Source organism: Vreelandella rituensis (assembly GCF_003336665.1).
In the GTDB taxonomy this organism is placed as follows: Bacteria; Pseudomonadota; Gammaproteobacteria; order Pseudomonadales; family Halomonadaceae; genus Vreelandella; species Vreelandella rituensis.
The window spans coordinates 33,712-55,935 of sequence record NZ_QPIJ01000007.1 but is presented as its reverse complement, the minus strand read 5'-3'; the positions used below and the strand labels follow the sequence as shown (position 1 = coordinate 55,935).

17 protein-coding genes and 1 pseudogene are annotated in these 22,224 nt (G+C 59.4%); 8 read left to right on the top strand and 10 right to left on the bottom strand.

Features of this window, described 5'->3' with window-relative positions; genetic code table 11:
* Window position 1: 1 nt before the first annotated feature.
* Window positions 2-2,137, bottom strand: a complete 2,136-nt coding sequence (locus tag DU506_RS05185) for a PhoX family protein (RefSeq protein WP_114485872.1) — start codon at window positions 2,135-2,137, stop codon at window positions 2-4.
* Between the two features lie 224 nt (window positions 2,138-2,361).
* Here DU506_RS05185 and DU506_RS05180 point away from each other — a divergent pair, with 224 nt between their 5' ends.
* Window positions 2,362-3,153 carry a creatininase family protein gene (locus DU506_RS05180; RefSeq protein ID WP_114485871.1) on the top strand — a complete coding sequence of 264 codons (792 nt, stop codon included), beginning with the start codon at window positions 2,362-2,364 and terminating at the stop codon, window positions 3,151-3,153.
* Between the two features lie 48 nt (window positions 3,154-3,201).
* Here DU506_RS05180 and DU506_RS05175 read toward each other — a convergent pair whose 3' ends face one another.
* Window positions 3,202-4,308 carry a GTP cyclohydrolase II gene (locus DU506_RS05175; RefSeq protein WP_114485913.1) on the bottom strand — a complete coding sequence of 369 codons (1,107 nt, stop codon included), beginning with the start codon at window positions 4,306-4,308 and terminating at the stop codon, window positions 3,202-3,204.
* 66 nt (window positions 4,309-4,374) lie between these two features.
* Between DU506_RS05175 and DU506_RS21590 the strand changes: the two genes are divergently transcribed.
* The gene (locus tag DU506_RS21590) at window positions 4,375-5,253 is read left to right on the top strand and encodes a RibD family protein (protein ID WP_328587954.1); all 879 of its coding nucleotides are present in this window, start codon (window positions 4,375-4,377) and stop codon (window positions 5,251-5,253) included.
* A gap of 60 nt (window positions 5,254-5,313) precedes the next feature.
* On the opposite strand, the pseudogene DU506_RS22085 reads toward DU506_RS21590, so the two are convergent.
* The 4 genes and pseudogenes from DU506_RS22085 to DU506_RS05155 all read right to left on the bottom strand — a co-directional run.
* Window positions 5,314-6,165, bottom strand: a pseudogene (locus DU506_RS22085) (lysylphosphatidylglycerol synthase transmembrane domain-containing protein); the annotation flags it as partial.
* A 2-nt stretch (window positions 6,166-6,167) separates the two neighbouring features.
* Window positions 6,168-8,090, bottom strand: coding sequence for a glycosyltransferase (locus tag DU506_RS05165; protein ID WP_235825449.1), 1,923 nt, complete (start codon window positions 8,088-8,090; stop codon window positions 6,168-6,170).
* Window positions 8,078-8,485, bottom strand: coding sequence for a 6-pyruvoyl trahydropterin synthase family protein (locus DU506_RS05160; protein WP_114485869.1), 408 nt, complete (start codon window positions 8,483-8,485; stop codon window positions 8,078-8,080). The genes DU506_RS05165 and DU506_RS05160 overlap by 13 nt, the downstream gene beginning before the upstream one ends.
* 20 nt (window positions 8,486-8,505) lie before the next feature.
* Window positions 8,506-9,516: a zinc-dependent alcohol dehydrogenase gene (locus DU506_RS05155; RefSeq protein ID WP_114485868.1), complete on the bottom strand. Its 1,011-nt coding sequence runs from the start codon at window positions 9,514-9,516 to the stop codon at window positions 8,506-8,508.
* Between the two features lie 234 nt (window positions 9,517-9,750).
* Between DU506_RS05155 and DU506_RS05150 the strand changes: the two genes are divergently transcribed.
* Window positions 9,751-10,512 carry a CDP-alcohol phosphatidyltransferase family protein gene (locus tag DU506_RS05150; protein WP_114485867.1) on the top strand — a complete coding sequence of 254 codons (762 nt, stop codon included), beginning with the start codon at window positions 9,751-9,753 and terminating at the stop codon, window positions 10,510-10,512.
* 88 nt (window positions 10,513-10,600) lie between these two features.
* On the opposite strand, the gene DU506_RS05145 is transcribed toward DU506_RS05150, so the two are convergent.
* Window positions 10,601-11,098, bottom strand: coding sequence for a porin family protein (locus DU506_RS05145; protein ID WP_114485866.1), 498 nt, complete (start codon window positions 11,096-11,098; stop codon window positions 10,601-10,603).
* Window positions 11,099-11,325: 227 nt separating this feature from the next.
* Here DU506_RS05145 and pta point away from each other — a divergent pair, with 227 nt between their 5' ends.
* Both pta and DU506_RS05135 read left to right on the top strand, forming a co-directional pair.
* On the top strand, window positions 11,326-13,539 hold the full coding sequence (gene pta / locus DU506_RS05140; protein WP_114485865.1) for a phosphate acetyltransferase: 2,214 nt from the start codon (window positions 11,326-11,328) through the stop codon (window positions 13,537-13,539).
* Window positions 13,540-13,656: 117 nt separating this feature from the next.
* Entirely contained in the window at window positions 13,657-14,787 is a 1,131-nt protein-coding gene (locus DU506_RS05135) for an aminotransferase class V-fold PLP-dependent enzyme (RefSeq protein WP_114485864.1), read from the top strand.
* 87 nt (window positions 14,788-14,874) lie between these two features.
* On the opposite strand, the gene DU506_RS05130 is transcribed toward DU506_RS05135, so the two are convergent.
* Together DU506_RS05130 and DU506_RS05125 are read right to left on the bottom strand one after the other, a co-directional pair.
* On the bottom strand, window positions 14,875-15,567 hold the full coding sequence (locus DU506_RS05130) for a CBS domain-containing protein (protein WP_114485863.1): 693 nt from the start codon (window positions 15,565-15,567) through the stop codon (window positions 14,875-14,877).
* Between the two features lie 153 nt (window positions 15,568-15,720).
* Window positions 15,721-17,151: a hypothetical protein gene (locus tag DU506_RS05125; RefSeq protein ID WP_114485862.1), complete on the bottom strand. Its 1,431-nt coding sequence runs from the start codon at window positions 17,149-17,151 to the stop codon at window positions 15,721-15,723.
* A gap of 125 nt (window positions 17,152-17,276) precedes the next feature.
* Between DU506_RS05125 and DU506_RS05120 the strand changes: the two genes are divergently transcribed.
* Both DU506_RS05120 and DU506_RS05115 read left to right on the top strand, forming a co-directional pair.
* Complete coding sequence (locus tag DU506_RS05120) at window positions 17,277-18,266, top strand: J domain-containing protein (protein WP_114485861.1); 990 nt, start codon at window positions 17,277-17,279, stop codon at window positions 18,264-18,266.
* Complete coding sequence (locus DU506_RS05115; protein WP_235825448.1) at window positions 18,263-18,715, top strand: hypothetical protein; 453 nt, start codon at window positions 18,263-18,265, stop codon at window positions 18,713-18,715. Before DU506_RS05120 ends, DU506_RS05115 begins: the two co-directional genes overlap by 4 nt.
* On the opposite strand, the gene DU506_RS05110 is transcribed toward DU506_RS05115, so the two are convergent.
* Window positions 18,632-21,004: a mechanosensitive ion channel domain-containing protein gene (locus DU506_RS05110; protein WP_114485910.1), complete on the bottom strand. Its 2,373-nt coding sequence runs from the start codon at window positions 21,002-21,004 to the stop codon at window positions 18,632-18,634. The genes DU506_RS05115 and DU506_RS05110 overlap by 84 nt on opposite strands.
* Before the next feature lie 210 nt (window positions 21,005-21,214).
* On the opposite strand from DU506_RS05110, the gene DU506_RS05105 reads away from it, so the two are divergent.
* Entirely contained in the window at window positions 21,215-22,222 is a 1,008-nt protein-coding gene (locus DU506_RS05105) for an amidoligase family protein (protein ID WP_114485860.1), read from the top strand.
* The last annotated feature ends 2 nt before the right edge of the window (window positions 22,223-22,224 follow it).

The window sequence follows — 22,224 nt, the reverse complement described above, 5'->3', positions numbered from 1 at the left end:
ATCAAACGGCCACTGGACCGCCGTCTTTTTTCTGAATGACCACGGTGGCCGCACGTGGGCGGACACTGCCCGATGCTTCATGGGTGGCATCTTGTGCCAACGAAGCGTCGTCCGCGGGCCAATTGCCCGGATGCTGAATGTTGATGAACAGCGCCGTCTTGTCAGGCGTGGTGAAGATACCGGTGACCTCGCACCCGTTCGGGCCGACGGCAAACCGCTTGATATGGTGCTGATTGTTCTGCTTCACCACAGGGTCGCCGCTACCGTTACCCGCCTTCAGCGCGCTGGGCACCACAGCAAGAAGCTGATCGTTGGTGTATTGGGTAACGCTTTCATAGCCGTTGTCGGTCTGAATCCAGAGAATCCCTTCACCGCCTTCACGCTCGTCGAACCACAAGCCATCGGGGCTGGCGAACTGGTTCTGCTCCGTCAGACCAGACAGGTTATCTGCGTCGTTGACACCTGCGCCGAAAACAAACACTTCCCAGCCGAAGGCATTGCTGTGTTTATCATCACGCCAGCGGATGATGTGCCCCGCACTATTGTCGGGGCGCGGGTTGGCCGCGTTGGTCGGCGCTGTCTTGAAGCCGATACCCGGCTGGGCAATGTCTTCACCGTCGTTGGTATAGGTGGGAGAGCTGGCTTTTTCGGTGCGCTGGCTGTTGTTGGTCAGCGTCAGGTAAACCTCACCGGAAGCCGGATCAACGGTGGCCCACTCAGGGCGATCCATCGGCGTGGCCCCCATCAGGTCAGCCGCATCGCAGGTATGCACGATAACACCCGCCAGATCATCCTCGGCCAGACCGAGAGCAGCGGCCAGTTGACGTCCGTCGCGGCTGGTGGCGGTGGGCGTCAGAGGCAACCATTCGCCACTGCCGTCGGCGTTGAAGCGCGCGGTGTAGAGGGTGCCCTTGTCCATATATTTGGCACCAATGGCCAGGCGGTCATACTGCTCGCCGGGGCGGTTGGCATCCGCCGGATCCCAGCCTGCGTCAGAGACGAATTTGTAGACATACTCGTTGCGCGCATCGTGGCCGGAATAGAAAACGACCGGTTCACCCGCTTCCAGCTTGCCCATCCAGCACCCTTCGTGGCGGAAGCGGCCAAGCGCCGTACGCTTGACCGCGCGCTGGTTCGTGTAAGGGTCGACTTCGACCTGATAGCCAAAGGTACGCGCTTCGTTGCGGTAGTCATCGGTGGCACCTTCACCGCGCGGAGTGATATCGAAACGCGCGAATTCGTCATCGTCTTCACTGACATCACCAGCGGAGGTTTCCCAACCGTAGCGGCTGCGCTCGGTCGGTATGCCGATACGTGCATCGTCGATAAAACGTTCGCCAGTGTTGACGAAAATATTCGGCCAGTTCTCTTCACAGGCAATGTAGGTGCCCCAGGGAGTGACACCGTTACCGCAATTGTTATTGGTGCCGCGTGTCTGGGCACCGTTCGGCGAGAAGCGGGTCTTGACGTAGTCGCTGCCCGCTACGGGGCCACCCAGATCCATCACCGTGGCACTGGTAAGGCGGCGGTTGTAGCTCGAGCCTGGCACATGCGTCCAGCGGCCTTCGCCATCCTTCTGAACTTCCACTAGCGTCACCCCGTGAGCATTGATTTCAGTGCGTGACTCCTCGGCCGGGCGTTTGCCTTCTTCGGCATTGGTCGGGCCACCCTGGGTTGACCAAAGAGCGTCTTGATCGATGTACTCATTATTCAACGCCAGCACAAAGCGATGCGACGCACTCTGGCTGTCGAGTGCAAAGCCGGCCATGCCGTCATGGTGCATGCCGACACTGGCGGCCTGTTGCTCGGCGGTCATCGCCTGGGCAGGATGCCACTGGCCGCCGGACTTCAGCGGGGTGCCCCAGGGCACGAGAACCTGAGCGGTGTAACCTTCCGGCACGACCACGGCGTCCTTGTGCGCGCCGCTAATCGCTTCGAAGGCGAGCGCCAGCGGCTTCCTGTCGGATACTGAGGCCAAGGCTTTAGAGGTCACCCCCATGCCCAGCATGGAGGCGGCGGCTAACCCCAGCCCTCCGCGCATCACATCGCGGCGTGATACATGCTTGGCAAGCACCTCGGTAAAGGGCTGGTTGCCGCTATGGTTAAATAGGCGATGATCTTCGATCTGCTTACTCATGGTGGCCTCGCTTGTGAACTTGTTGTGAACGCCAATTGCTGTGAACGCAAAAGCTAGTCACCGGGAACGGTAAGTTCTACAAATGACAGTTGAATGAGCCGTTGATGTTAGTTTTATGAAGGAACAGGGTATTGAATGGTTAAAAGTGAACTGCCGATGCGGTGATGGCGGCGTTTCCGAGTCGATAGATACGTACTCGAAAAATCCAGGAAAAAGGAGAAGGCATGCAAGCTCACTGGCATGATTTAAGCGGGCCGGGGCTGGCCACCTGCGCCGAACGCGACCCGGTGGCGGTGCTGGTACTCGGTGCTATCGAACAACATGGTGCTCATCTACCGCTTTCCACGGATCTGGATATCGGTCTGGGCTTGCAGGAAGCCATGCTGCAAGCCCTTGCGTCTCGCCACGCCACCACAGACGTTCTGTGTTTGCCCGCCTTGGCGGTAGGGGCCAGTGACGAACATATCAGTTTCAGTGGCACTCTGAGCCTACCCGCGCCTCTAGTCATTGCCACTCTGGAAGCCTATGGCGACAGCCTGGCGCGCGCCGGTATCAAACGACTGATGCTGCTTAATAGCCATGGCGGCAACAAGGCAGTGATGGACATCGCCGCCCTCACCTTGCGACGGCGTCATGCCATGTGGGTAGCCAAGACCACTTACACACGCCTGTCGCCACCGGTGGACCTGCTACCCACCAACGAATGGCGCCACGGCCTGCATGGCGGGGCCGTGGAAACCGCCATGATGCTGCATCTGGCGCCCGAAAAAGTCGCCATGCAGCATGCGGGAAACTTCGCTTTTAGCGGTGAGCGTGGCACATCCCAGGGCGGTCGCTTGGGCTTGGAAGGTCAGGCATCGCTTGCCTGGCTGGCGGAAGACTTGACACCGGAAGGCTTGGCCGGCAACGCCACTCTGGCCAGTGCCGAGCTTGGACGCCGCCTGGTCGCACACTACGCCGCAGCGCTTGCCGATGTGGTGGTGGAGCTTGCTTCCATTCGACTGCCGGCACGCTGATCACACCGGCAGTCGGTATCGAAGCAGTCAGCATCAAGAACAAGGGACTCAACGCGGCGACTCGCCCAGAATGGCATCCAGCAAATGCCCGGCACGTTCAGCCTTGGCGCTCAGATAACGGTGGTTATGGTCGGTCAGGCTACCGTACAGCGCCTGACGCGACACCACCTCTATGCCGCCTTGCGTCAGCGCCGAGATTTTCGTGGGATTGTTGGTCAAAAGTTGTACTCGGGAAATATCCAGGGCATTGAGCATATCCACCGCCACGCTGTACTGGCGCTCATCCTCGCCGAACCCCAGCACCTGGTCGGCATCCAGGGTATCCAGCCCGCTGTCTTGAAGCGTGTAGGCACGCAGCTTGTTGGCCAGCCCGATCCCGCGGCCTTCCTGGGCGAGATACAGCAGCACGCCGCCGCCCATGGCATCAATGTCCGCCACGGCTTTGCGTAACTGCTCGCCGCAGTCGCAGCGCAAACTGCCGAACAGATCGCCGGTCAGGCACGCCGAATGCAGCCGTAGCGGAACGGCACGTTCAATATCGAGTTCACCGATGATCACCGCCACATGCTCGCGCATGCCGTCGGGCTCGCGAAACAGCACGAAACGCGCCTCGGCGGCCTCGGCAAGTGGGATACGCGCTTCACTGACACGTTTGAGCATCCCCGGCGCTCCATGCAAGCACGCCTGAGCGGCTTCCAGCGACACCCTGAGCAAGCTGCCTTGGTGTATTTGTTCGACGATAGCGTCGTGCTGCTGGCGGTCAATTCTTGCGCACAAGGCCGCCGGTACCAGCAAGGCGCGGCGCATCAAGGTCAACGCCGCCTGTTCTGCTGCGTTCGCGGCCTCTAGGCCGTTCAGGCATGGCTTGGCGGGCGAGTGTTCAGCGAGAGGCGCCACCGACAACATCGAGAGTTCCGCTTCGCTCAGTTCATCGTGCAGCGGCAAGCGGCCCGCCTCAGCGTCTAGCGTTACTCCCAAGGCGGCCAGGCGATGGCGAGTCATCACCAGCGCCGGAGAGGCTTTTGCCAGGGCGCTCAATGTACGTACCGAATGATTGCCTTCCAGCGCCTGGACCAGCAGCAGTTCATCGCCGGACTGCAACACCACCGGTAAACCTCGACGAATATCGAAAATGGCACGTTCAACCTGGTGCATAAACACCTCCCAAGCGGTGATGATGGCGTCGATGGACGGGGCTTGTGCTCCTTGCCACTGCCCCGCATGATGCGGCCAATGGTTCTTCACCAAGACACGCCACCCACTGAAGATACACTATTTACTATGGATGAAATTTCACCGACCCAAGCCTGGAACTGGCTGCTCGCGCGGCATCGTCGCCAGCCACCGCCGTTTGCATTGACCCGCACCGTATCGGGCGAGTGGCATGGACCCGCTCCCCTTTCCCAGGAAGCGATTTCTCTGCTTGAATGCCTGGCGCCGCTGGTCGAAACCACAAAGCGGCTGGTACTCGCGCAGCTGGGGCAAAGTCTGGATGGGCGCATCGCCACGCAAAGCGGCCATTCGCACTACATCAACGGCCCACAAAGCCTGGTCCACCTGCACCGCTTGCGGGCACTGGTGGATGCCGTGGTCATCGGCGTGGGTACCGCCAGTGCCGACAATCCTCAACTCAGCGTGCGTCATGTTGAGGGCGAAAGTCCCGTTCGCGTCATTCTCGACCCCCGTGGCCGCGCTCCGCAGCAACTCGGAATATTGCAAAACGGCCCCACGGCTACGCTGCACCTGATCGGTGACAACGTCAGCCTGGACACCCACGCCGCCGGGCACGTCACCCGACAGCGTCTGGCGCTGGATTCCCAGGGCCACTTCCAGCCGCAGGCCGTGCTCGATGCCTTGGCCGCACACGGGCTGAAACGCGTCTTGATCGAAGGTGGCGGCGTTACCGTTTCGCGCTTCATCCAGGCCGGCGTGATTCACCACCTGCATTTGCTGGTCGCACCGCTGCTGATCGGCTCGGGGCGCCCGGGGCTTACCCTGCCGCCCATCGAGACGCTGCACACCGCCCTGCGCCCCCCGGTGCGTTGTTTCGCCTGCGGTGACGACACCTTGTTCGATGTGACGCTTCTGGCCTCCGGGTGAGCCCACCGGGCGGTGTGGGTGCCTGAGCATAAAACACACACCCGGCAAGCTGGCCAGCAATACCAGCACGCCATAGGCCAGCGAGATCGCCACCCCCTGGGCCGGGGGCAGCCCCACCAACGCCCAGACAGCGGCGGCGGCACCTTCCCGCAGCCCCCAGCCGGCAATCGAAAAGGGAATCAACATCGCCAGCAACAGCGGTGGCGTCAACGCCAGCAGGGTGGTGCTGGAAATGTCCGCGCCGATCGCCCGGGCGGCACACAGCATCACCAAGCCATAACTGAAGACCACCAGCAACGAAGCCCCCAGCTGTTGTGGCCATATACCCGGACGTAACAGTCCATTCTGTATATCTTGACGCAATGCTTGCCACCAGCGCGGCCCGCCATGCTGCGAGAGCCGGCTTTTACGTAACCCCCAGCGTAGCGCCACTATCAGCAAAGCACTCAGGGCGAGCAAGACCACAAGCCCCACCGACCCCAGCACCGCATGCCATACCGGAGACGCTAGCAAGGCCGCCAAGGTCAAGATAACCACCGCCATCTGCCCCGAGGTGCGCTCGATGATCACCGCTCGCCAGGCGCTGCCGCGCGCCCGGCTGTGTTGCGCATGGCGCCAGGCACGGCCGGCATCGCCCACCACACCGCCGGGTAACAATTGATTGACCAACAGGCCAAGGTAATACTCTTTTAGCGCATGGGCATAACCCAGCGGCACCTTCAGACAGCGGGCGGTCAGCCACCAGCGCCAGGCACTGAGCGCCACTTGCCCACCACTGAGCACTAACGCCAGGATTACCCAGGCCGGCGCCAGCCCGCGTATTTCCTGAAATACCTGCTGGGGAGATACCCACAGAAAAAGCCCTGCAAGCACGATCAAGCTCGCAACGGGCCGCCAGAATAATCCTGACATGCTCAATGCTCACCCTCGGGGCTGGCGAATATATCCACATGACCCACGTAGATGCCCACCTCGCCGTTGCCGAGTGCCGCCAGTCGCTGGTCACGCCAAGCCTTCAACATGTCTTTTCGATGGGGCGCCTGAGCCAGGGCGGCCTCATGCCAGCCATCCACCAAGGCCCGCGCCAACGGCAGAAAGCACCGGTCTCCGGCGGCCAGGCACCAGGGTGACGATGCCTGTTCCACGCGGTAACCGGCCTGTTGCAGGCATTCAACCAGAAGCTTGGGCGCGCGTCCTCCCAAGGCGGCTCCCAACCCCTTGTCCCGAGATTGATGCGCCTTGAACAACGCCAGTACCGCTGCGTCTCGGGTGTCGGAAATTGCGTCTCCATCAGGGGTCATAAAGTGCCAGTCGCCGTTGACACTCAAGGTAAGCAACAGGGCCTGTTGGCGCTGACGACATGCCTCTACCAAAGATTTCGCCCAATCTGCTGAAACCAGATCGCACAATGCCGAGGCAGTGACCAGATCCACGCCATCCATCAAGTCGGCATCCACCGGAGCCAAGTGGCGACGCTGGGGCATCAGCATGACGGGCCAGGAAGCGGCATCCCGAATCGATGCTTGCGGGGTGCTTGCTTGCTGCAGCAACCCAGGGTCGTGGTCCACCAGGCGCCAATGCTGGGGGCCGGGCAAGCGCGGGGCGAGAAAACGTGGATTACTCCCCGTGCCGCTACCCAAGTCCAGAATTCGCTTGGTGCCCGGGCGGCGGTCAAGCCAGTCATGCGCCAAGCCGGTGAGCCGATGGCTGCGTGATCTGCCGTCCAGCGCTTCGCGCAGGCTCAGCCAGTCGGCCTCGAAGCGACCACCCTTGGGCAGGGAATCCGTCAACGCCTGAGCGAATCCTCGCCCCGCCGCCTGCCAATCACTTAATGTTTCCCGCGCCTGAACCGCACCATAACGCAGTGTCCGACGCAGCTCAGGCGACTCGCACCAGCGGCGCAGCGCTTGGCTGAAGGCCTCTATATCGCCGGGCGGCAGACACCACCCCGCGCCCTGCGGCAGGGTATCTGCCAGGGCGCCACCCTGGGTGGTCACCACGGCGATGCCCCGGGACAGCGCCTCGGTGACCACCATGCCGTAACCTTCATACCAGGAAGGCAGCACAAACAGATCGCTGGCGGCGTAGGCGGCATTCAGCTCATCGGCGTTGCACTCACCGCGCAGACGCACCCGGTCTTGCAGGCCGTTCTGCTGGATCAGTTGCTGTACCCGCGCCACCTGAACCGGGTCGCGGTCCAGGCTACCGATACAGTCACATCGCCAATCGAGATCGCCTAACGAGGCCAGCGCAGCCATCAGGATGTCATGGCCCTTGCGTTCGGTCAGCGTGGCCACGCATAGCAACCTCGGAGTGGGGTTTTGTGGATCAAAAGCGTTTAGCGGCGCTGCCTCCACCCCCGGTTCCACCACATGCCGCGGCGCCAATTCGATGGCCGGCAGCGTTGCAGCGAGTTGTTCCAGGCGTCTGGCGGTAAAGGCACTGGTCACGATGATGCGCTTCACCCGTGAAAGCCCCTTGAGCTCCAGCGCCTTCAAGCGTTGTTGCTGCGCCTCGTCCAGGCCGCTTTCATCGCAGAGCGGGTGATGCACCAGCGCGGTGATATCCAGGCGGTGGGCATGACGCGCCACCACCTCGGGCAAGGCGCCCATGGCCAGGCCGTCAAGCACTACCTGCGCCTGGTCGGGCAAGCTGCCCAGCGCCTGGTCGAGTTCATGCTCGGCGATGACATCGGCATCGGGGAAACGGCCTTCAAGCCCCTGCACGCTTACCTGCCAGCCTTGGACACGCAGCTCCTCCACCATTCGGGCGTCATAGAGGTAGCCGCCGGTACGTTGCCCGGGGCCACCTGCCACGACTAGCGTCAGGCGCTGCACAGCTCACCCTCATAGCTCGCCCAAGCGATGTGCGATTCATGCAAGGTCACCTCGATACGCTGGATACCTCGCGCCGCCTCCCCCAGTTCACCTTGCTCGATGGCGCCCGCCAAAGCATCGAAAATCACCTTTGCCATGAATTCGGTGGTGGTGTTATGGCCCTTGAGCGACTCCATCTCATCTAGGTTGCAGTAATTGTAGGGCGCCAGCAGCTGTTTGAGCCGCTCGCTTGCCAGCCCGATATCCACCACCAAGCCATCCGTATCCAGCTCGGCACGCTGAAAGCACACGTCCACCACATAGGTGGCGCCATGCAAGCGCTGGGCGGGGCCGAAGGCTTCGCCGGTAAAGCTGTGGGCGATCATGAGGTGATCGCGAACGCAAAGACGATACATAGAGGACGGACTCCTTAGGGTTAAAGGTAGCGCACACGATGGCAAAGCTCGGTACTGCCTGGCGCCAGAATTGTCGCCATGCGACGGGGTAATTCGGAAAAATCGCTTTCGCCGCTGATCAGAGCGTCCAGACAGGGGGCCTGCAACAGGCGCAAGGCGAGTTCAAGACGGCGCCGATACCCCCAGCGGGGCTGCCGCTGGGTGGGTAGGCTTCCCACTTGGCTGGAACGCAAGGTCAATCGCCGTGAATGAAAGGCCTCTCCCAGCGAAAGCGTGACCTCACGTTCGCCGTACCAACTCATTTCGATGACGTTCGCCTCGGGCCCGGCAAGTGTCAGGGCCTGGCGCAGCCCCTCGGGGTTGCCGCTGGCATGAATTACGCAATCGCATTCGCTGGGGGCCTGTTCCGGCATGGAGAAGGCAACGCCCAGCTCACGGGCCAAGGTTTCGCGTTGAGGGTTGATATCGATCAAGCTGACCTGGGTGCCGGGAATCGCCTGGCATAGCCAGGCCACCAAGCTGCCGACCACGCCTGCGCCGACCACGGCGATGCGATCGCCGACACCGGGAGCGGCATCCCAGACGCCGTTGATCGCGGTTTCCATATTGGCGGCCAGCACCGCACGCTCTGGGGGAAGCATCGCTGGGAGCGGCACCAAGGCATCCACAGGCACCACGTAACGGTCCTGATGGGGAAACAAACAGAAAACCGCCTGACCGAGAAGCTCTTCGGGCCCTTCCTCCACTTGGCCGACGCTGGCATAGCCATACTTCACTGGCGCCGGAAATTCACCCTGCTGAAAGGGCGCACGCATTCGCTGGTATTCCGAAGGGGGTACCCGACCGTGCCATACCAAGGACTCGGTACCTCGGCTAATGCCGCTGTAAAGCGCCTTGACCAGTGCCATGGGTGGCTGCGAGGCGTGAGGCGGCCACTCCAGGCGTGATTCACGTAGCTCGCCGTTCTTCTTGGCACTTACCCAGAAGGCCTTGGCCTTAATTAGGGAATCTTCAGCAGCCACCGCGGCCATAATGCAATCCTTAACCCAAAGAGAAAAACGCGTTTTATAAAACTCGTTTCATGAAACATGCTTTAAAAGATAGTTAACAAAACACGCCTTGATTCACAATGGTTGGCCCACTCGCATTGTTTTAACCAAGTGTTCGGTCGACGTTAACACTTCTACAAGGATGGTACATAAAAATATTTATGCATCAATTTATTTGCGCTATGTTGAACGTAATCTTCCCCAGCGGGTAATGCCATGGCCTTTTTTTCCTCCGATGCAGACCCATTAGGTCCATTTTCAGGCCGCCGTATCGAGCGCACGTTGGGCGAGCTAGCCTTGGGAATAGCTGCCCTCTGGTTGCTGGCTGCATTGCCTTATCCACTTTCCCTGACACTGGCGCAAACACTCGGGGCTACGCTGCTGTACGCCATACTCGCAGGCTGGTTATTGCACTACTGGCGACAGGGGGCGCTTGGCTGGGCTAATCGAGTCACATTGTTGCGTGGCATCCTGATTTTGTTACTCACAGCCGCCCTGTTCTCGCCCGACTCCTTCGAAGCTCGACGCCTCACCTGGTTGGGCATGGCAACCCTGGCGCTGTTGCTGGATGGGCTGGACGGCTGGGTGGCACGGCGCCAGGGTTGCCAAAGCGAGCTGGGCGCACGTTTCGACATGGAACTGGATGCCTTCTTCATCTTGGTGCTCTGCCTGGGGCTGGTAATTGCCGATATCACCGGTGTCTGGGTGATGTTGATCGGCCTCATGCGTTACGCTTTTGTACTCAGCGGGCATGCCTGGCCATGGCTGAAGGCTTCGCTACCCGAAAGTTTTCGACGCAAGGCCGTCTGTGTATGGCAAATAATGACGTTATTGGTGGCCCTGCTTCCCTTCATGCCCTCCGATATTGCCCTGCTCCTGGTGAGCTCGGCATTGGCGGCTCTAATGGTCTCGTTTGCGCTCGATATACGCTGGCTATACCGGCATGCGTCTTCCAATGCTCCAAGAGCTTGGCCATGACATCGCTCAATGACGCATCCAGTGAAAAACGCCCCGCCGAAGTTCAAGGCGGAGCGCGATATGCCCAGGAAAGAGCTAGACGCCTCGATTAAAAACGCAAGCGCAGCCCCACGCTGGCGGCGTCGAAAGTGTAGTCAGAGTTATCCAGGTAACGCATGTAATCCGCCCCCAGCGAGAGGTTCGGCGTCATGTCGAATTCGCCGCCCAAGCCGTAGGAAAAGTCACTTTCACTCTCGACGTCGAAATCCACCTCGGTGACGCCTACCAGGCCGTAGACACGCAGTTCCGGAGCAATCGGCACGATCCCCTTGGCATAGGCGCCGACTAGGTAATCCAGGTCAACGCCTCTATCGGAGCCACCGGTACCCAGGTGCCCTTCCACAGCGAAAAGTTCATTGAATTGCGCACCACCGCGTAGGCGCAAGCCGATATCATCCGCAGAGGGAGCACCACCATCAGGGTCAAGCTCCCACCACATGGCATCGCCGCCCAGATAACTTTCAGGGTATGACGACCACTGGGCCTGAGCCGATGCAGCGAAAGCCCCCACGCTCAGCAAGACGGCAGAGAGAATTAGCGGTTTCATAGCTATGTACCTCCGTTAAAGAACGGTGTTTTTTACCTCTGTTTCAATGTGGTTCATCCCATGGATTCACGCAACCCGATTTTGCCTTTTGGCTTGCGGGGGAATGTTTATGCCACTCGCATTTGTCGCAGCGCAACATACTGGACTAAAGTAGGGACTTTCAGTCTAGTCACTGCGGTTAGATCCGCATGTGCCGACGCCTTTCACCCCTGTCTGGAGATGCCATAATGCCTACCCAATCCGAGCAGCCACAGTGCATTTTGCTGGTACCCACTAGCGTCGGGGCCGGTTTGACGTCGGCTTGCCTGGGGCTGATCCAGGCGCTGGATACCATCGGTCTGAAAGCCGGCTTTCTCAAGCCGTTCATGCAAGATGAACTCAACGGCTCGGGCCAGGATCGCTCCACTGCCCTGGTGGCTCGCACCTTGAACCAATCGCCTCCCCCGCCGATTTCCCAAGCTCGCCTGGAGCAGCTGCTGCGCGACGACCATCTCGACGAGTTGATGGAAAACGTGATCGAGCTTTACGATCAGGTCACACATCAGGCCTATTGCGATGGCAGTGCACTGGACCTGGTGGTGGTGGAAGGCGTCGTTCCCACCCAACACACCACTTACGCCACCCAGACCAATGCCCAACTGGCGCACGCACTGAATGCGCGGATCATTCTGGTGGGCACCGGCGACCTGAATGAACCCCAGGCACTGGCCGAACAACTCGACATGCACGCCAGAAGCTTTGGCGGCGTCAGTTCCAGCCGAACCTTGGGCTGCATTCTGATGCGAATGAAGAACCTGCCTTACGACGAAGATAGTCTGACTCCCGCCCCCGGCACGGCCAATGCCCGGCTGGAGAAGCCGGTGCTGGATGAACTGCAACGCTACTCGCCGGCCTTGGCCACCGAGCGTTTTCATTTGATTGGTGTGGTGCCTTATAGCAAGGCATTGAGCGCTCCACGCACGCTGGATGTGGCCCAGGCGCTGGAAGCACGCCTGCTTAATGAAGGCGAGGCGAACAGTCGCCGCGTACTTTCCACTAGCCTGTGCGCCCGTAGCGCCGCCAACGCCTTGCATATCTTCAAGCCCGGAAGCTTAGTGGTGACCTCCGGCGACCGTGATGACGTGATACTCGCCACGGCACTTGCCACCATGAACGGCACACAACTTGCCGGGATATTGCTGACCAACGGCTACATGCCTAACGACAACATGATCGAAATGTGCCGTCCGGCACTCAATACCGGCCTACCGGTGCTTACCGTGGATACCGACAGCCTGACCACGGCGACCAATCTCAGCCGCATGAACAACGAAATCCCCACGGATGACCTGGAACGCGCCGAGAAGATTGCCCATTTCGTCGCCGCGCATATCGACCTTGAATGGCTAAAGGAAAATTTGAGCCGAGGCTATACCCGCCGCCTCTCGCCCTCGGCCTTTCGCTACCAGCTGGTCAAGCTGGCGCAGGAAAACAAGAAACGCGTGGTGCTGCCCGAAGGTAACGAACCGCGCACCGTGGAAGCCGCGATTCTCTGTCAGCGTCGCGGCATCGCCAACTGCATTTTGCTGGGCGACCGCGAGGAGATCGAAAATGTGGCGCATAATCGTGGCCTGACGCTTCCCGACGACCTGGAAATCATCGACCCCGAAAGCACTCGGGCTCGTTATATCGAGCCCATGGTCAAGCTGCGACATGGCAAGCTCAATGAGATTACCGCAGAAGCTCAGCTTCACGACAATGTGGTGCTCGGTACCATGATGCTGCAACTCGACGAAGTCGACGGTCTGGTCTCCGGTGCGGTGCATACCACCGCCAATACCGTGCGCCCGGCATTTCAGCTGATCAAGACCGCCCCTGAATACCGCAATGTGTCATCGGTGTTTTTCATGCTGCTACCGGAACAGGTAGTGGTCTATGGCGACTGCGCGGTGATTCCAGACCCGGATGCCGACACCTTGGCGGAAATCGCCCTGCAAAGCGCGCGCTCCGCCCAGGCTTTCGGCATCGAGCCGAGAGTGGCTATGATCAGTTATTCCACCGGCTCATCGGGCAGTGGTGTGGATGTCGATAAGGTCCGCGAGGCCACCCGACTGGCCCGAGCGCGCGCCCCGGACCTGTTGATTGACGGCCCGCTGCAGTACGATGCCGCCGCCATCGAAAGCGTCGGCCGCCAGAAAGCGCCGGATTCGCCGGTGGCCGGACGTGCCACGGTCTTCATCTTTCCCGATCTCAATACCGGCAATACCACTTACAAGGCTGTGCAGCGTAGTGCCCAGGTGGTGAGTGTCGGCCCCATGCTGCAAGGCTTGAACAAGCCGGTGAACGATCTGTCACGCGGGGCTCTGGTGGACGATATCGTGTATACCATCGCCCTGACCGTCATTCAGGCTACTCAAAATAGCGAAGCGGCATGCCACAAGGAGATAGCCGCTACTGGCTGAGCTTGCCCGACAAGGGCTGGTTTGGCGGAGCAAACCCACTTATGCTCTGAGCTGTCGTTACTCGTATTCACCATACCCTCGCTCTGAATGGCGCGGGTTGTCGCACAGGAGAATTGCATGGCTGGCCTGCTACCCGATGTCGACCCGAATGGGTTGCTGGAATATTCCGTGGTTTACACCGACCGCTCCTTGAACCATATGTCTCAGCGGTTTCAAGGGGTGATGCGGGATATATCCGCCACCTTGAAAGAGGTCTACCACGCCCATGCAGCCGTCATCGTGCCCGGCAGTGGCACCTTCGGCATGGAAGCGGTGGCCCGCCAGTTCGCTACCGACCAGAAGACCCTGGTGATTCGCAACGGCTGGTTCAGCTATCGCTGGACGCAAATCCTCGACATGGGACGCATCACCCACCAGCAGGCAGTTCTCAAGGCTCGGCGCCTGGACGCTGACGACCCGCACTCTCCCTTTGCGCCGGTACCGATCGAAGAGGCCGTGGAGCAGATTCGTGCCGAAAAGCCTGCGGTGGTTTTCGCCCCCCAGGTAGAGACCTCGGCCGGTCTGCTGTTGGCGGACGATTACATTCAGCAGCTCACTCAGGCGACGCATGAGGTTGGAGGCTTGTTCGTGCTGGATGCCATCGCCGCCGGTACGCTTTGGGTCGACATGCAGGCATTGGGTATCGATGTGGTGGTCAGCGCACCGCAGAAGGGCTGGAGCGGCCCACCCTGTTGCGCCATGGTCATGCTTTCCGAGCGCGCCACGGCTCGGCTGGCTGAAACCACCAGCACCAGTTTCGCCTGCGATCTAGGCAAGTGGCACAGCATCATGCGGGCCTATGAGAGCGGTGGTCATGCTTACCACGCCACCATGCCCACCGACAGCCTGAGCCGCCTCCGCGACATCATGTTCGAAACCCGCGACTACGGTTTCGACAAGGTCAAGCTCGAACAACAGCGTTTGGGCCGCGACACCCGCGCCATGCTGGAACGTCGCGGCTTCAAGAGCGTCGCCGCGCCCGGCTTCGAAGCGCCTGGGGTGGTGGTCTGTTATAGCGAAGATTCGACCATGGTGGCCAAGCTGGCTCAGGCAGGGGTACAGGTGGCCGGCGGCGTTCCGCTGATGTGCGATGAAGGCGAGGGGTTTCAGACCTTTCGTATCGGCTTGTTCGGCCTGGAAAAGCTGCACCATACCCAACGCAGCGTGGAAACTCTGGAAACCGCCATCGTTAAAGCCACCACGGTCTGATTCCGCAAACGGCCTGCAAGACAAGAATCGTTGGGATATACCGCTGGGCATTCGCCCAGCGGCCTTGGGTGGCTTAAAAACAGTGGTTCAATAACCGCCGACCCCTCTAGGGGCCAAGCCTAGGTTATTTTCCACTTTGTTCACTCCATCGGTGTTTTCGGCGGCTACCTGTGCCGCAGTACGCTGCTCCGGGGCATCAACCAATCCCCAGAGCTCAACGTTGCCGTTTTCCACCAGAACATTGATGCCACCGATGCGCACCCCTGCATTGTCTTCTATCTCCTTCATGATGGCGTCACGGATGGCGCGATCGTCCGCCGGCGCCTGGGAAGGCTGGGTGCTGGTCAACGCCAGGCCCTGCAATAGATTGGCACGACTCACGATTCCCACCAGCTTGTCGTTACGTACCACCGGTACACGCTTGATGTGATGTTTTTCGAGCAACCGGGCCACATCTTCCAGCGGCATGCTTTCCTCGATGGTCCATGGTTTCGGGGTCATGATCTCACTCGCCTTGCGCCCATGAGACTTGACGTAGGAACCGGCGTCGTTGGCCCCGGTAAAAATTGACTTCAGCCACCAGGATTTGCGTTGATCGGTGCCGTTTTCCACCCGACGCATCAAGTCCCCTTCACTGACGATGCCCAGCACCTTGCCTCCGGCATCGACCACCGGCACTGCACTGATTCGGTTTTCCATCAACAGCCGGGCGATTTCGCGTACTTGGGTATCCGGTTCTACCGTGATCACATTCTGGGTCATGACATCGTTTGCTTGCATGGTATTACCTCGTTCCTGGCTTGCATTGGCTTTCGGTAGTATGAAGGGGTCCCTTGGCGTGTCGAGAACACTCACTTGTAATTCTAGTTTGGAATGCGACATGCCGCGATCTTCCACTCTAGCGCCTTGGGACAATGACTTACTTGATACAGCTCAGTAAGCATCACCGCCTTCTTCATGGACCTTCTCCACCACCACAATACCCGAACGGCTTACCACCACCTTCCAACGCGCCAACAACGGTGACGAACCGTTGCCGCTTTCCTTCACCACCAGATTGAACAGATGGCGACGTTCGACGCTTTCGCGTACTGCCTGTCCATCCTTGAGCCGATAGATGTAATGCTTTTCCTTGCCCATCAGGCGTGTCAGCATGCCGATATCCAGCGACAAGGTTTCACGGGTATGCTGATAACCGCTGAGAAAGCGGGTCGGCGACATCCGTGAGCTGGAGCGGTAGTGAACGATGACCTCTTCTCGTTGTGCCACCTTGCGCTTGCGCACGCGTTGAATATCCTCGTCGAGCGAGGCAAAGCGCGTGTAATCGAACCATTCCAACTGGCGCCCGACCAATACATTGTGGGTGGCATCGAAATAGTGGCGCCGCCACTTGGGACGCCCCTTGCGCAGCATGCGCCACAAGGTATTGCGTAAATCATCCTTAAAGACTTCCCGCACGGCATACAGCAACGCAATGGCCAGCACCAGCAAAGCTGTCACGTCGCCCATGTAGTTGCGCAGGTATAAAAGCCCCAGCGAGACAAAAACCATCACCACCGCCGTGGCCAAGCCCTTGACCGCTCTTTGCTCTCCCCCTCCGAGCTCCTGGGTACGCTGTTTCAGGGTGATCGGATATTCAATCAGGCGGCGCAACAGACGCATCTTGTTGGACATGCGCGTCGGATCCCGGTTGACGCGTTCGGCGTTGTAGTGATGCTGCTGGCGGTAGTCACTTTCATATCGGCACAGCTCAACGAAATGCCGACGAACCTCGGAAAATTCACCTCCTCTCGGTAAATGCGCCACCAGTGCCAGCAGTTGTTGTTCGGTAAACCAGGACAGATAGTTGTCGATATTGGCAAAGTACTTGTGCAGCGCGGCATCCTTGGGCCGGTTACGCCTCAGGCGCTTGAGAATGCCTTCACTCAGTTCGCTGACCTCGGTCAATTGATCTTCCAGTTCCGAGCCAAGTCGCTGCTGTGTCGGGTCGCTCTTTTCCAGCTCTTCATCGCGCCACGCCTTGCGCAGAATCCGCACGTTTTCCAGCATCGCCTGGGTGCTGCGCTCCATGGCCACGACGTATTGATAGGCATACAGGCTCAAGTTAAGCCGGTAATGTTCCGTACCCAGACGATTGCGGCTGGACAGCCGGCTATATACCAACGGCAGGTGATGTTCATCGCTGTAATATGTGCGCGTGACATGCACACCACTGTGGTAGAGCACGTCTTCGGAGATGACTTGCGTACTCAGTCCCAGTTCGCTGGGAACGAACAGATACACATCCAGATGGTGAGAAGTTTCCTCCTGAAGCGTACGAGACAGGCGCAACTGAAAGCCGTTCTTGCGTTCTACGCTGATCACCCGAGTAAACTCCTGCTTCACTGAATGTCTTGATGATATACCATATGAACAGGTATCGAGTTTGTCGTGCCGGTTCGGGGCGTTCATTGCCCACTAAGTTCATTTACGCCCGCTGGAGCCTGGGAATGTCCATTGCCCGCTTTTCATCTTTCGAGCTCGTCCTGTTGAAAAGCCGCAATCAGGTGGATACCGCAGTGCTGTTGCTACTCGCCTGGGTTCTGGTCAAGCGTGAGCATGTTTCCGAAGGGCAACGCCGCCGCCGTCTGGCACAGGTGTCCGCTCAATTTCGTCATGGGCATGAACTGGGGCCGGTGATGGGAATTGCCCACGCCCAGGATCTCCAGGCCATTCAACTGGCTGCGGAAATCATGCGCAAGGATTGCAGTAGCGAACGCAGCCTGAGCGTGATGCACCAGGCAATTACCCTGGCAACGGACGACGGCGAGGTATCGCAGCACAACCACTATATCCTGCGTTTTCTGGCCGACCTTCTCACCATTACTCCGGCCACCTTGCACAGCTTGTTTCATGAACTGACCGGCAAACCGCTCGCCGCTCCCCAAGACCTCAGTAGCGATGCCTATTGGCAGGTGCATGATCCTTATTACCATCAGCGCCAGGAACAAGCTGCCCAGCGAGAAAACGCTCAGGCACAGGAAGCCGAGCAGAAGCGCCAACAGCAGGAGCAAAGCCGTGAAGAGCGCGCCAGGCGCAAGCGCGACGACGCACAACATAAGCGTGACAGCCAGCAACAAAAACATGACGAGAAGCAGCGTCGCCAGCAAGAGCGCGAACAGGAACGAGAGCGACATCGCCAGTCAGAGCAACAGCGTCGTCAACAGCAGCAACGCCAAAAACAACAGCAACACCACAAACAAGAGCAGCGCCGTGAATCCGCCTATCAGCCGCCCCAAGACCGAACGTCACGCGCCTTGGAAATTCTAGGTTTGCCTCCTGGCGCTAGCCGCCATGAAGTTCGGCGAGCTTATCGGCGCATGGCGCAGCTTCATCACCCAGACCGTTTCTTTTCCGAAAGCGAACAACTAGCCGCCCAGGCCTCCGTCCGTTTTCAACGCATCAAAAAGGCCTATGATTATCTGATGCAGACCTATTGACCGAGACATTGCTTGCCATGCGCGATTTATACCAACGGCTCTCCCTGACTCCCGGCGCTGACGACAACGCCATTGGCACTGCCTTGACCCAATGTCAGAACAGCGCGCTGAGACAGGACGCCCAGACGGTACTCACGGTACCCGACCGGCGGGAAAAATATGACGACCTGCACGCAACATTAAGCGACATCGGACGCCTGCGGGCACGCCTGGGGCTGACTCATGGCGCTCACTGGCAGGGCGACGTGGCCAATGATTTCTCATTGCCGCCGGACCACGCCATATCCCGCCACGACGAGCTGGTTGACCGCGTTAGCCACGCGATATTGCTGTACAACCGCTGGCGCCGCTTTCGTGGTCCCTGGTTATTGGTCGCCCTGCTCGCCACCGCTGGAAGCATAGGCCTGGCTGCCGGGTTCGCCCTGTGCATGAGCCTGGGAACGCCGTAACGCCGCTTGCTTGTATTTCTCGCCTTTGGCGTATTCTTCCTCCGTCGGGCGAGGTGCCTCCTGGGGCGCAGCGGGGTGAGCCCGCCGAGAATCATGCTCGGTTTCGGGCTCCAATGAGTTACCGGTCTTGTCTTCCAACTCACCGGTCTTGCCTTCCATGCTGATGCTCATGCGCGGCATCGCCATATCCAGTCCCTGCTCTTCCATACGCTGCTTGAGCAACAGGTTGAAGGCGCGTGCCACGTCCCATTGCATTTCCGGCGCGGTACGAAAGCGCATCCGCAAGATAGCCCCACCTTCATCAAAACGATCGATCCCCTGGGGTTCCAGCGGTGACCAGATATGGTGGCGCATCATGGGGTCCTTGCGCAGTTCCATCGCTGTTTCCTGCATCAGATGCATGGCATCGTCGATCCGCATGGCGTGCGGCACACGAATCCGCATCAAGGCGATGCCGAACTGACGCGACATATTGTGGATCGATTCGATCCGACTGAAGGTAATGATATGCACCACCCCGTCCAGGTCGCGAAGCCGCACGGTACGCAGCGTCAGGCCTTCCACCGTTCCCATGTGGCCGTTGATCTGCACGAAATCATCCACCGCCAGCGAGTCTTCGATCAGAATGAAGATACCGGTGATCAAATCCTGCACCAGGGTCTGGGCACCAAAACCCAGCGCCAGACCGATGACACCGGCACCGGCCAACAGCGGCGTCACATTCACCCCCAGGTTCGCCAGCACCACAATGGACGTAATGATCAAAATGGTGACAAAGATCACATTGCGAATCATCGGCGTGATCGTTTGGGCTCGTGCCTGGTTGACACGCCGCCCCCGCGAGCGCGCCGATGAGGTCAAGGCCCGCTGAATCGCGGTATCGGCAAAAATCCAGATCAACCAGGCCAGCAGTAGCGTAAGCCCCAGGCTGGCGAGCGCCTGGCCGATACGCGCACTGGCCATGCCTTGCTGCCCCCAGCCCCACAAGGACCCCCCCCATACCTGGACGGAAAGTTCGGCAAAGATACCCCAGGCGCAGATATGCGCCAGCACATAACCGAAGCGCTCCAGTCGTTTACGATACTGGCTACGCCGATGATGATGGCGTCGTTTGCCCATACGCTCGGCATGGCGGCGTAGAAGCCCTGTGACCACCAGCGTCAGCACCAGCAAACCAGCCGATATGATCGAGCGTGCCAGCGCCGTACCTACCCCTCCCACGGTAATGAAAATTGCCAGCAATGAACCGCCGACCACCAGCAATGCCGGCACATGCCAGAGCGCACCCAGCACCCGTACCAATTCAACCGCAGTGCTCGCATCACGCCGCTGAGGGTAAGAACGGTTACAGATCAAATGGCGAATCGGGCGTTTGAACTTGAGGATAAAGCGCGCACTGATCAGTGCCGCCAGCATGTTCGCCAAGACCGATACCAGGCTTGAAAGCTCTTCTCCCAGCATGTCGACAAGGCGACTGGAATTGACCGCATCGCCCAGCGCAATCAAGGCACCGATGACGAATAACCAACGCAACGCACGTCGCTGTAGAAGCTGCACGGCGGTAAACCGGTGCCCACGACTGAACACCGCAATGACGGTTTCAAACACCACCGACAACACCCGCCCGAACAGGCACACATAAGCCAATACCAGCACCAGCACACGCCCTGCGCTATAAGCCAACAACTGGGATACGCCCAGCACCAAAACGAAGGCTAGCGCCCACGGCAGCATGCGCCGCAGAAAATGCACCGCCAGCAGCCAGGCCGGCGGGTCACGCGGCAGGTCCAGCGGCCAATGCCGACGCTTGGCCACCAAGCGCCCAAGAGCAATCAGTACCACTAGCGAGCCAACCCAGACCAGCCCCAGAATCGCCCCGTTGACGCCGACACGAATGGCTTCGCTGACATCGGCGCTTTCCATTAGGTTACGCAGGTCGTCCGCCCCTTGGGAGAGCTGGCGCGACCATTCGTTAAGAGGTGAAGTGCCAGCCTCTGCTTGTTCACCCAGGTCAGTCAAGGTGTCCGCCAGCGCCCCCAGAAGCCCTTGGCGCGCGCCGGTTTCCTCGCCGGCTTCATGTGCCACCTGCAAGTCACGCAATGACTCAAGCAGCTCATTGCGACGCTCACTATCTTCCAATGTGGTGATGATGTTATCCAGCGAGCGTTGAAATGATTCGCTATCCGCTTGCGGGCTTTCCTCGCTTCCACTCATCCCCGGCAGGCTCAATGTCTGCGCCTGCACCGGCGCCATCATCAGTGCCGTAACGGCGATAAACAGCCCTAGCATTATCTTGGCTACTGCTGCCTTCAGCCCCGTCTTGATTAACCCCGTGCTCAATACCATCATCTTGAATAACATCGTCTTTCTTGGCTGCTGCATTACCTTGTGCTGTCGCACCTGCTTCTCCTGGCTGGCAAAGGTGGCGGCCTGTGGCTAAGACCAACCGGGGGTATGATAGGCTTAAGGCAATATTCGTTCACCTCACAGGATGAAGAGATGACGTTGCAAGCACCACCCGAACGGGACAATTTTGAAGGCCAGCCACGACATATCGGGGTGGAAATTGAATTTGCCGGTTTGCCGCCCCGGGACACCGCATTAATTATACGTGACCTGTTTGGTGGCGAGCTCAACGTCATCAGCCCTCACCGCCTTAACGTGGAAGGTACGCGCTGGGGCAAGTTCGGTATCGAACTCGACACCCAGTACGCGCACCCGGACGCGGCGGTGCTTGAAGAAAGCCCCCATCAGGATAGCGAGTGGGAACGTCAGCGTCACCAGATGCGAATCGAGTTTCACCAAAAGACCCGCGAGCTGATCGGCGACATGGTCTCGGGTCTGGTGCCCACGGAAATCGTCTGCCCACCGGTTCCCTGGAACGAACTGGAGGAGCTCGACAGCTTATTCGACGCCTTGCGTGAACACGGCGCCAAGGGCACGGATGCCAGCCTACTCTATGGATTCGGCCTGCATTTGAACCCGGAGGTGGCCAGCCTGGAGGTGGAGGATATCCTGGCCCAGCTACGCGCCTATTTACTGATGGCGGTCTGGTTACGTGAAGAAATCAAAGTCGATATCACCCGAGAAGTGCTCCCTCACGCCAACCCCTTTCCCAAGGAATACGCGCTGAAAGTATTGAATAGCAATTATGCACCGGATCTCGACACCCTGATCGAGGATTACATCGCCTATAATCCCACCCGCAATCGCGAACTGGACATGTTCCCCTTGTTTGCCTATCTACGCCCGGAGCACCCTCACGAATTGATGCATAATAAATTGGTTAAACCGCGCCCCACCTTTCATTACCGCCTGCCCAATGCCCAGCTTTCGCAACCCGGCTGGGGTGCGGTCGTGGAATGGAATCGCTGGGTCGAAGTCGAGAAACTTGCTGCACAGCGCGACGTGCTCATGGCGCGTTGCCATGAATACGTGGCCGATCATGCCCGCTCACCGGTGATACGCTGGCTGGAAAAAGTCCGTCACTGGCTTAAAGAGGGGTAATA